Source organism: Legionella feeleii (assembly GCF_001467625.1).
In the GTDB taxonomy this organism is placed as follows: domain Bacteria; phylum Pseudomonadota; class Gammaproteobacteria; order Legionellales; family Legionellaceae; genus Tatlockia; species Tatlockia feeleii.
In genome coordinates this window covers 40643-51813 of sequence record NZ_LNYB01000032.1, presented here as the reverse complement: position 1 = coordinate 51813, position 11171 = coordinate 40643, and the positions used below count along the sequence as shown (strand labels likewise).

The window sequence follows — 11171 nt, the reverse complement described above, 5'->3', positions numbered from 1 at the left end:
TCTTGGCACTTTAACCCTCTTTTGATTGCGGAATCAAAGAGTTAGATTACTTTAATCCGATTAAAGTGCCCCTACATTTGGGGGAGAGCCCCAAATTTTCCCCATTATACAATGAGCCCACTATAAACGAAAAACCAAGGAATAATTTATATAGCTTGCTATTTATTAGCAAACTATTATAATGTGATTCGAAGGGTATCACCAGGAGAAAGAAATGAGTCTTCGATTATTGTCCTTAGCCGAAGTAAAACAAAGTATCACGATGGAGCAAGCAATTGCCGCTATGGAACGTGCTTTTATTCAGCTAGCAAAACAGGAAGTCAAATTACCCTTGAGAACAGGTATTCCTGTTGCCGAGGAAAACGCCTTGACCTTAACCATGCCAGCCTACCTTGCCAGTGATAAAACCTTAGGTTTAAAAGTAGCCTCTATTTTTCCCAATAATCCTGCCAAAAATAAGCCCTCAATTACCGGATTTATTATGTTACTTGATGCGACCACCGGGGAACCGAAGGTGTTAATGGATGCCGCTTATTTAACTGCCTTAAGAACAGGAGCGGTCTCAGGACTGGCAACCAAATACTTTGCCCGTGACGATGCCAGCCATGTGGCTATTATTGGGTCAGGCCCGCAAGCGTTCACTCAACTTGAAGCGGTTGCCGCAGTGCGCAACATCAAACGTGTTTCTCTCTGGTCACGCAATCAAGAAAACGCAGAAAAATTGGCAAAAAAAATTGCCTCTCAATACGAGGTTAAAGTGCATGATTCCGTACCAAAAGCGATTCGCGACGCCGATATTATCTGCACCGCGACCAGTAGTATTGAACCTTTAATTCATTTCAACTCCCTACAACCCCATACACATATTAATGCCATAGGTTCGCACTCCCCTGCGATGAAAGAAATTGCCAATGACGTCTTGAGTCAAGCTGTTGTTATCGCTGATCAGTTAGAGGCGGTGTTGTCCGAGTCGGGGGAAATCATCAGTGCTATTGAGCAAAATCAACTAAAAAAGGAGGCAATCATTGAGTTCGGTCAATACCTGTTACACAAGGAAAAAAACTATAGCGATCAATTAACCGTATTCAAATCGGTCGGGCTTGCAATTCAGGATTTAAGTGTCGCTGAAGTCGTTTACCAAAATGCGTTAAAAAATAATCTAGGTAGCTCCTTCTCTCTCGGTTAAAGTGAAAGAAGCTACTCTTATATTAATAGTTTGGAGAAATTCGGTGCAGCCACTCCATAGCAAAACCCCACTCATTTCGTCACAATACCTGAAAAATAAATGCGGTAAATCCATTTATTTTAAGTTAGAGTTACTTCAGCCACCTGGTTCATTTAAACTGCGTGGTATCGGGCATTTATGCCAACATGAGTGGAAAAAAGGAGTCCGCGCCTTTGTTGCCTCCTCAGGCGGTAATGCCGGCGTTGCAGTGGCTTATTGCGGCATGAAACTGAATGTCCCTACCACCGTGTTTATTCCAAGTAGCAGCCATCCACTCTACATTGATGCTATTAAATCCTACGGGGCTGAAGTAGTTGTTGCAGGTTCGGTGTGGGATGAAGCCCATCAAGCAGCAGAGCTTTTTGCCAACGAGAACACAGCAGCCTATATTCCCCCTTTTGATCACCCCATGCTGTGGGACGGCCATGCAACGATGATTGAAGAGGTAGCCACACAAGGACTGAAGGCACCAGACGCAGTGATAGTTTCTGTAGGAGGAGGCGGACTTGCCTGTGGTGTTCTTGCAGGTATGCGGCAGCAAGGTTGGAATCACGTGCCTCTAATTGCAGTTGAAACAGTGGGCGCAGACGCCTTTTCCCAATCGTTAAAAGCCTCTGGCCGCATTGTCTTACCTTCCATTACCTCTAAAGCGACCAGTCTTGGGGCAAAGTCTGTAACACAGCGACTGATGCAATGGTCAGAAGAACATCCCATCCAGAGTATTGTAGTGAGTGATGAATCCGCAGAGCAGGGAAGCCGTTTTTTTGCCAGGGATCAGCGCTTGCTGGTTGAACTGTCGAGCGGCGCATCGTTAGCGGTAGTCTACGAAAATCACCCTATCATTCACGACTTCGAATCAATACTGGTTGTTGTATGCGGCGGCATTAACATTAGTCATTTTAGAATCTAGGGCTGGTTGATGATGACGCTTCGTCAATTTCCTTGTCATCAATCAAAACATAGCCCTCTTCGTCTTCTGACTTTTCTACAATCCGATGGCTTCCTTTTAACAGCTCATCCTCAACTTCATCCTTGCCGACAAAAATAAAATCACTATCATCCAGTTCTTTATCAACCATTGCTACAACCTCTTCATCCGCATTTTGCTCAACTTCTTTCTTGTGAGTTCCACGAACGGATGACACCAAAGCGGCACAACTTTCAATAATGTAATCACGAATAAAATCGACTACCCGATGGGAAGACATAATGGAAAGATGTCCGTGACGATCAAGCTCAACCAGCGACTTTGGATTTTTCTTTACATAATCAACTACATAAGACAAGGCTGGCCGCACAATCCAATCTTGTGCAGCAGCAAAAAAATTATAGATTGCTTTCGACTGCATCACTTTAGCACCCAATTTTTTGAGAAAGGTGCTGTTTACCTGCATTTGCTCTACTGAAATAGATACTCGTGAAATAGGATCAATTGCTAAATCGGAACCACCAAAAGGACCACATAAATTTATTACTCGCTCGACATGAATCCCTTCCTCGGAAAGGTATTGCTCGGCTGCATAAGTATTCACTAAACAACCTCTTGAGTGGCCTATTAAAATAACATGTTTGTGCCCATTCTTTTTTATTTTTTCAGCTAATTGTGAGGAAAAATAGTTGATCCCTTGGCCTTGATAGCGACTATCAAAGGACACAAGATGAATGGAAGAAACAAGCTCGGGAAGACCTGCTGCAATTAGACGCTGAGCAATTCTGTCAAAAGCGCCGGCCTGATCAGCCGTACCATGAGTACAATAAATCGCGACGCCTTCACTTAAATCAGGGGCAATATCCTTGGGTACTTTAAAATTTGGATTATGGAATACGAGATCACCGGAACCAAAGGAAGTAAGCCAATAATAGGTATGGGCAAGCGCACCAGTTGTGCTAACCGGTTGTATTTCCTTAATCTTCCTGAAAATTTGCTCAAAAAAAGAATACATCCTAACTCCTTGTAAAAGTCTCTTCCTTAGTAGCGCACAACCAAATCCGTGAGTAGTTTGTATAATGCTTCTGGGCCACACCTAAAGAATCAGGAACCAAAGCGTAGACAGGGTTTTAATCAATAAAACCCTGAAGAAAAGAGGCGAGGTCTGCTGACATTTCTACTATTAGCGCTTTTCCACTCAAGCTAGCGAACTGTCAATAAGACCAACTAATCTGCTAAAGGATTGCGCAATATAATCGTAGAGTCGCGCTCTGGACCAGTCGACAGCATATCAACAGGTACACCCAACAACTCTTCAATACGCTTAACGTAAGCCAGGGCATTGGCAGGCAATTGCTTAAGCTCTGTTACATCAGCGGTTGATTCACTCCATCCTGGCAGCTCTTCATACACAGGTTCTAACCCTTCAAAGTCTTCTGCTGCTTGCGGTGGCCGGGATAACAAGTGCCCCTTTGCATTTCGATAGGCAACAGCAATGCGCAACGTATCAATGCCATCCAATACATCAAGCTTGGTCATGCATAAACCCGTGATGCTATTAAGCTCTATGGAACGTCGCAGCAATACGGCATCAAACCAACCACAACGGCGAGGGCGACCAGTTACCGCACCAAACTCAAAACCACGGGTAGCCAATCCCTTACCTATTTCATCTTTCAGCTCGGTAGGAAACGGACCACCGCCAACACGAGTAGTATAGGCCTTAGTGATACCCAGGATATAATCAAGATAACGCGGACCAAAACCTGCCCCGTTGACGACACTGCCTACACAGGTATTCGATGAGGTCACAAATGGATAAGTCCCGTGATCAATATCAAGGTATACGCCTTGCGCTCCTTCAAATAAGATAGACTCCCCTTTTTCCCGATGCTCATGCAAAGAGGTTGTCACGTCACAAATCATATTTTGCAAAGCGTCTGTCCACTCGGCCGCTTCTGCTAATAAAGGCTCAAGAGCAATTTCCTCCTGGTGGTAATAATGTTTCAATACAAAATTATGATATTGCAATAACTCGGTGAGTTTTGTTTTAAAACGCTCTGGATGCAATAAATCGCTTACCTTGAGTGCTCGTCGGGCAATTTTATCTTCATAGGCAGGCCCAATACCGCGACCAGTGGTACCAATCGCTGCATCGCCTTTGTGTTTTTCTCGCGCATTATCCAACGCGATGTGACAAGGCAAAATCAAAGGACAGGCTTGACTGATATGTAAGCGGCTACGAACATTAACACCTTTATTTTCCAGCTCTTTAATTTCATCAAGCAATGCCTTAGGCGATAATACGACTCCATTACCAATATAACACTGCACATGAGGACGTAATATGCCGGAAGGAATTAAACGCAAGACCGTTTTTTCACCTTTGATTTTCAGTGTATGTCCTGCATTATGTCCACCTTGATAACGAACAACTACTTGTACGTCATGTGTTAACAGATCGACAATTTTACCCTTGCCTTCGTCACCCCACTGCGTACCTATCACAACAACATTTTTACCCATAATGGACTCTTACTCTGCAAATTGATGAACAACGGTGAGTAGAACAACTCCCACCAGCATGCTAAAAAAACCAGTTAAACGCAATATTTTCTCATCCTGTCCAATAATCTTGCGCAATAATTGCTTCCATCGCTCAGGAGAAGTAAATGGCATTAATCCCTCGAATACAAATACTAACGCAATGGCCGAGAGAAAATTAATGAGCAAACCGTATCTCCAATAAATAAAAAAGGGTTAAGCATGCTTAACCCGATTTCAGCAAAATTGACGATTATAATCAGTTTTTGGCGTTAACACCATCACCTTTTGACAAGGAATGTCTAAAGTAATCAAAAAACGCACTGCTTTGATCCAATACCAGAATATCTTGTCTGCTGTTAAAACTACCTTCGTAAGCTTTTAAGCTCCGATAAAAAGTGAAGAAATCCTTATTCTTACTAAAGGCTTCGGCATAGATAGTAGCCGCTTCAGCCAAACCACGAGCCCTGACTATTTGACCTTCGCTTTGTGCTTTGGCAAGCAATATAGTCACTTGCGCATCGGCTGCCGCCTGGATTGCTTCTGCTGCTGCATGACCATCAGCACGATGGCGGCTAGCTATTTTCTGCATATCGGCACGCATACGTTGATAAATAGCATTGGAAGTATTCTCGGGTAATTCTATGCCTTTAATACGCACGTCAACGACATCGATACCTAGTTCAGCAGCTTGCTGTTCTGCTTTACCACGTAAAACTTCCATCACATCATCGCGCCCGCCAGACACCAGATCAGAAATACTGCGTTTCCCAAATTCCGCACGCAATGAGGTGTTTAACTGTTGCTCAAGCAAGGTTTCTGCCTTGAATTCATTACCACCTGTGGATTTAAAATAACGAGCTAAATCATTAATTCGCCATTTCACATAATAATCCACAATCACATCCTTCTTCTCCTTGGTTACAATCCTTGAGGATTTGATATCCAAAGTCTGAATGCGTGTATCAAAAATGCGGACACTCTCAATAAAGGGTGTTTTTAGATGTAAGCCAGGCAATAATATTTTTGCTTTATTGGTATCAGCATCGCTTACCAAACGCCCAAGACGAAGTAAAATACCCTGTTGGCCCTGAGTAATAGTAAAAACACTGGCAAGCAATACCATCAATATAATGAACAATAGAATGCCTAAAGTTGCTTTAGTCGTATTCATTTAGTTATTCCCCTCCTGACGGTAAGTGCGTCTGGTGATATTCCGGTCACTGACTAGTGTATTCTGTATATCATTAGCGACTGCAGAATGATCTATCTTGGTCGCAGCCTCAGGGGTGGCTGGAAGAGATGCGGACACTGGATTCGCTGCTAATTTGTCTAAGGGTAAATACAAAAGGTTGCCTGATTTGCCATCGACAATAATCTTGCTGCTCTTGCTTAAGACTTGTTGCATCGTATCTAAATACATCCGTTCAGAAGTCACTATCGGAGCTTGGGTATAGCCCGGTAAAAGGGCTAAAAACTCTGCGACTTCCCCCTTCGCACGCAATACTGCTTGTTTGGCAAAGGCTTGTGCTTCCTCAAACACCCGCTTTGCTCCCCCTTCTGCAATAGGAACTACTCGGGCTTGATAGGCAAGGGCTTGTTCTTTAAAGCGTTTTTCGTCTTCCTGAGCCTTAATTGCATCATCAAAGGCATCCTGTACATTTTCAGGTGCACGGGCAGGTTGTGGTGAAACATTCACGATAACAATTCCGGTTTTATATTTTTCCAGAATCTTGATTAAAGAATCCTGGACATTACTTCCCCAGGCTTCACGGCCTTCTGTAATGATCTGATCAAGGGTTGTTGTACCCACTACTTGTCGCAAAGCACTTGAAGTGGCTTGCTGTAAGCTTTCTTGCGGATCAGCTACGTTAAAGAGATAAGCCTGCAAATCGTTGATTCGATACTGTACAGCCAACGACACTGATACCAGATTCTCATCTTTCGTTAACATCTGTGCTGAATAGGAATAGTCAGAGAGACGCTCGACATTTTGCACAATCTTTGACGAAATAATACGTGGAATCCAATGAGGTCCAGGACCGACGGTTTCCACATACTTGCCAAAACGTAGAATCGCTGCCTGCTCGGCAGGATCAACGATGAAAATGCCAGAGATAGCCCAGAGAATAACCACAACCAAAGCGACCATCACAGCGAGCACGCCGCCATTATTGGAAGAAGGCGCTTCATTACCGGATTGGCCAGAACCACCAAAAAAGGTTTTCTTCAATTTATCTTGAAAACGTTTCAATGCTTCGTCCAAATCTGGCGGCTGATTTTTACCGCTCCACGGATCTTTATCTTTATCCTTATCCGGCTCATTCCATCCCATCTGTATCTCTCCGCCTTCACACAAAAGTAGAATTCTAGGGTGTATAATCTGTTTAAGCAAGCAAATGGCAAGGGTTTATACCTGCTTTACCTGATTGACACCATCAAGATCTTCGTGAAGCGATTCTCGACGCTTCTCCATCTTCTCCAGAACCCTTTCTGTTCGTGTACCCGGATAATCCGCCCTATACTTCTTTACCTGCTCCAGACTGGTAAATTTCCCACTATCTATCGCCCAACGCATTGAACTCCAGGGATTAAAAATAGTTATCCCTAAAAATTTTTTAATAGAAAGCGCTTCCTCATACTTTTTCACAAAAGTGGCGAACTGAACTTCCTCTTTGGTAAAAGGACCAGGGGCCTCATCAATTGCCTCCACCTCTGCTTCCTTTTTCTTGGCGGCTGGTTGCCCTCTTAAAACCAGGGACTCCAATTGTAAAGCGACATGGCTAGGGCGGGCAAAAAGGTACCAGAGTGATTGCCACCAGGAATTTTCCGCATAGATAATTGAGTGAAGGGGCCACTAATATGGCAGCGGCGAACGAAACTGGCTGCAAGCTCTGGCAGCTTCTCTGTGTATGTTGAAACTTCATCCAGTAAAGCATAGCGACTATCTTGTAATAAGGTACAGAAGGCTTGCTCTTGAGGAACAGCCGCTCCATGACAAAGAAGCATAGCGATACCCCGTAAAGCCCCCTGTGGATCTTCCCTTGCATCCAGGCGAGCACATAACAAATCGATTGCCCGATTGGACTCCTCATTCGTTGCTTCCAAATCCAGTCTGGGTGCTTTTGATTCAAGAATAGTCTTTAAAGCGTCCACCCGCCCTAACCGAGCGGCTAATAAAAGAGGCGTTTCCTGCAATGCGCCATAAGTATTATCAACGTCTGCCCCTGCTTTAATTAAGGCGTCAACTGCTCCAGTAAAATTCTTAATAATGGCCTGATGCAGAGGGGGAATAGAAATCTTTTTATCTTTACCGACTTGAATTTCACTCGGTTTATTAACATTGGGATGATTGTCCAAAACAACACGTAAATTATCAATGTTCCCAGTATCAATTACCCTGGCTAACAATGTTTTTCGCTCCGGGTCATAGCTATCTGCCAACAGTTGTTGTGGAGTTGGCTCTTCAACAAATTTTTTTGCCTGTTCAAGTACAAGAGTCGCTAAATCAGGTTTTCCCAATTGAAAGGCTAAATGAACGGGCTCTTCAACATGGGCGCTTGCCCCCTGCTCGAAAAGGAATCTGATGTACTCCGTCAAATTATGCTCGACAGCATCATGGGCACGAATCAGATGATTTAAAATAGTGGTTTGCGCACCATTTCTTAAACAAAAAATGTGTCGTAAGATTTTGGGTTTGGTTTTTAATTCTTCAAGAATAAGCTCTTTAAAGGCCGCCAGGCCGCCTTCATCTTTTCTAGCAAGGATCTGATCGATCTTATCCAATAAGTGCATATCCCTTTTCCTATTTTATATTTTTAGACAATTGACAGGCTCATAGAAAATTCATATTACACAGTGGAAAAATGAAGATCAAAATAATTAGTTAAGAAACGCTCCCTTTCCCTGCGAAATGCTCTGCAATAACACTAGTATCACAAAAATTACTCGTTATTCTCCTAACATTCTGTCTATCTATCTCTTTAAATAGATAAGATCCCAAACACCATGTCCAAGACGGTTTCCACGCTGCTCGAATTTGGTTAAGGGTCTGGTTTCCGGCCGCGGCGAAAAACCACCTTTGGGCTCACTATTCGTTAAAGCTGGCTCAACCGATAAAATAGCCTGCATATGCTCGGCATACTCTTGCCAATCTGTTGCGCAATGAATAAATCCTCCCGGTTTCAAGCAACGTACTAATAATTTTATAAAATCAGCTTGAATCAAGCGTCGTTTATGATGACGTTTCTTAGGCCAGGGATCGGGAAAGAAAATTTGCACCCCTGACAACGAGTTTTCAGCAATATGACGCTTTAACACCTCCACAGCATCATGGGAAATAATCCGTACATTTTTAATGGCATACTCATGTAAGTCAGCCGCTAAACTCCCAACTCCAGCACGGTGAACCTCTATGCCAATGAAATTACGCTCGGGATAGTGCTGGGCCATAGTCGTTAGCGACGCGCCCATACCAAAACCAATCTCGACAACAGTCTCCGCTTCCCTGCCAAAAATTGCCTGAAAATCAAACGGCTTTTCATCTAAAGCTAATTCGTAAGCCGGCAAATAATGCATTAAACCCTGCTCTTGCCTGTTACTTAATCTTCCAGCCCTCAAGACAAAACTCTTAATTGTACGATGCATAAAATTTACTCAATTTGCTTTAATGCGCGGATTATACCCTCTAAAGAAAGATTTGTGAGTATTTACGGGCTATTAATCACTGATGAAAAGAAGTGTTTCCAAATTCAAAGCGGCACAACGATGTCATCATTACTGTTATTGCGCTGCAGGTACATGTATTAGCGGATCACCAGTATGCTCTTTCGGCTCTTTATTGGAACTATAAAGACCAAAACTCACTAATCCAGCAACCACACCAACGGAAGCTAGCAATCCCACCCCTGCTGTGGAAATCGTAATAATTGTCTTCAAAGCCAGCAGCGTCGCTGTAAAAGCACCCGCGCTCAAAATACCGCTAAGAGTCGCTGTTGTGTTGAAAAGAAAGGCGTGGTTATTATCTTCCCCAGGCTCATACTTATACTGCATTAAAGCGCCGGTCCGGGCAATTTTCGAGGAGCTTGGGTATATGCCTTTTCTTGCCAAGTCATCCAAATGCGCTTGCGCGATTTCACAAATGACTACCTCAATGTCATGCTGTTCTAGTTGCTCGGCGTTGGGGGTACCCGCAACAGCACTTGCCAGTGCTTGCAAGTAGGTTCTCTCCTCATTATAGGTTGCACCGGAACCTGGAATCTGTGCTTCATACACTGTTCGAGTATACCCTTCCATGCGATAGGCTATGACGTGGGCTATTTGCTCTTCAATAACCATCCATGTTGCCTCAAGGATACCCTCTAATTTCTCACTATGATGCGGGTATTTTTGTCGGAAATCATCCGCAAGCAGTTTCCTTATTTGTTGGCTTCTTTTATCGTCACTGACAGGAAGATACTCACCATATTCGATGAGTATCTTGTTTTTCAATTCGATGAGCGGATCCAGTAAATAGTCCAGGACATCTGCTTTAAGTTGGTCATCATCCAGAAACTGAAGGAGATCTTGCTCCAAATCGGAGGCAATTTTGGCTTTGGTATATTCTTTCATAGTAATACATCATCTTAAATTACGGGGTATAAGTTGGCACTAGTTTAACATGAGGGAAGCATCTGTGCATGTCTTTTACTTCTTATTCAATTGTAGAGCAGATGCAAACAGCTGCAGTGAGCCCTGAAATTATTAAATTTTTCAGTTGCAACTCACCGCAAAACATACCTTATCGATAAAAGCAGATTTAACGAATAAGTTTCCTATGTCGCGAATAACACGATATAGACTTGCCAGAGAAGGGTTTACAATCATTGGTGCTCTCGGTTTTTAAAAACAAGCAGATGCTTTGTTGGAAAAATAACCTGAATACATTGCATAATGGGCCATTTTTTGCTATAAAACGCCTCTTGTATTTCACACCCGGCTAATTCGCTCGGCGAAGGCCCCGAATTTATACAAAACAGAATTAAATCTATCGAACACTTCGGAGTAACAACATGTCAAGAGTATGTCAGGTTACTGGCAAGCGACCTACTACAGGTAACAATGTGTCGCACGCCAACAACAAAACAAGAAGACGCTTTCTACCCAATCTGAAAAGACATCGTTTTTGGGTTGAAGAAGAAAACCGTTTCGTCTCTCTTCGAGTAAGTACGAAAGGTATGCGAATTATTGATAAATTAGGAATCAAAGCTGTTTTGGATAAGCTCCGAGCAAACGGCGAAAAGGTTTAATTGAGAGGAAACTACCATGGCAGCTGTCACTATCAAAGTTAAGATGGAATCAACCGCAGGTACTGGTTACTACGTAACAACAACCAAGAATCCGCGTAACCATCCTGAAAAGATGGAATTGAAGAAATACGATCCTGTCGTTCGTAAGCATGTTATCTTCAAAGAGAAAAAAGTTAAATAAATCAAT

General features: G+C 43.1%; 13 protein-coding genes. 4 read left to right on the top strand and 9 right to left on the bottom strand.

The window, feature by feature from the left end:
• The first annotated feature begins 214 nt into the window (after positions 1–214).
• Together Lfee_RS06060 and Lfee_RS06055 are read left to right on the top strand one after the other, a co-directional pair.
• The gene (locus tag Lfee_RS06060) at positions 215–1186 is read left to right on the top strand and encodes an ornithine cyclodeaminase family protein (protein ID WP_058444907.1); all 972 of its coding nucleotides are present in this window, start codon (positions 215–217) and stop codon (positions 1184–1186) included.
• Positions 1187–1229: 43 nt separating this feature from the next.
• Positions 1230–2135: a pyridoxal-phosphate dependent enzyme gene (locus tag Lfee_RS06055; RefSeq protein ID WP_058444903.1), complete on the top strand. Its 906-nt coding sequence runs from the start codon at positions 1230–1232 to the stop codon at positions 2133–2135.
• Here Lfee_RS06055 and Lfee_RS06050 read toward each other — a convergent pair.
• The 9 genes from Lfee_RS06050 to Lfee_RS06010 all read right to left on the bottom strand — a co-directional run bounded on the left by Lfee_RS06050 (position 2125) and on the right by Lfee_RS06010 (position 10307).
• Positions 2125–3168: an alpha/beta hydrolase gene (locus Lfee_RS06050; protein ID WP_058444901.1), complete on the bottom strand. Its 1044-nt coding sequence runs from the start codon at positions 3166–3168 to the stop codon at positions 2125–2127. The two genes, Lfee_RS06055 and Lfee_RS06050, sit on opposite strands and share 11 nt — an antisense overlap.
• Positions 3169–3380: 212 nt before the next feature.
• Positions 3381–4679 (bottom strand): adenylosuccinate synthase, encoded by a 1299-nt coding sequence (locus tag Lfee_RS06045; protein ID WP_058444899.1) that lies wholly within the window; start codon positions 4677–4679, stop codon positions 3381–3383.
• Between the two features lie 9 nt (positions 4680–4688).
• Positions 4689–4886 (bottom strand): DUF2065 domain-containing protein, encoded by a 198-nt coding sequence (locus tag Lfee_RS06040; RefSeq protein WP_058444897.1) that lies wholly within the window; start codon positions 4884–4886, stop codon positions 4689–4691.
• Between the two features lie 70 nt (positions 4887–4956).
• The gene (gene hflC, locus Lfee_RS06035; protein ID WP_058444895.1) at positions 4957–5871 is read right to left on the bottom strand and encodes a protease modulator HflC; all 915 of its coding nucleotides are present in this window, start codon (positions 5869–5871) and stop codon (positions 4957–4959) included.
• Entirely contained in the window at positions 5872–7032 is a 1161-nt protein-coding gene (gene hflK, locus Lfee_RS06030) for an FtsH protease activity modulator HflK (protein ID WP_058444893.1), read from the bottom strand. It abuts the gene before it with no gap.
• Positions 7033–7107: 75 nt separating this feature from the next.
• A complete protein-coding gene (locus tag Lfee_RS06025) occupies positions 7108–7410 on the bottom strand; it encodes a hypothetical protein (protein WP_058444891.1) in 303 nt (100 codons plus the stop codon).
• A 35-nt stretch (positions 7411–7445) separates the two neighbouring features.
• Entirely contained in the window at positions 7446–8492 is a 1047-nt protein-coding gene (locus Lfee_RS06020) for an ankyrin repeat domain-containing protein (RefSeq protein WP_058444889.1), read from the bottom strand.
• A gap of 180 nt (positions 8493–8672) precedes the next feature.
• On the bottom strand, positions 8673–9344 hold the full coding sequence (gene trmB / locus Lfee_RS06015; RefSeq protein ID WP_058444887.1) for a tRNA (guanosine(46)-N7)-methyltransferase TrmB: 672 nt from the start codon (positions 9342–9344) through the stop codon (positions 8673–8675).
• 135 nt (positions 9345–9479) lie between these two features.
• A complete protein-coding gene (locus Lfee_RS06010) occupies positions 9480–10307 on the bottom strand; it encodes a hypothetical protein (RefSeq protein WP_058444885.1) in 828 nt (275 codons plus the stop codon).
• Between the two features lie 440 nt (positions 10308–10747).
• Here Lfee_RS06010 and rpmB point away from each other — a divergent pair, with 440 nt between their 5' ends.
• Together rpmB and rpmG are read left to right on the top strand one after the other, a co-directional pair.
• Positions 10748–10984, top strand: a complete 237-nt coding sequence (gene rpmB, locus Lfee_RS06005) for a 50S ribosomal protein L28 (protein WP_058444883.1) — start codon at positions 10748–10750, stop codon at positions 10982–10984.
• Positions 10985–11000: 16 nt separating this feature from the next.
• Positions 11001–11165, top strand: a complete 165-nt coding sequence (rpmG, locus tag Lfee_RS06000; RefSeq protein WP_019216095.1) for a 50S ribosomal protein L33 — start codon at positions 11001–11003, stop codon at positions 11163–11165.
• The last annotated feature ends 6 nt before the right edge of the window (positions 11166–11171 follow it).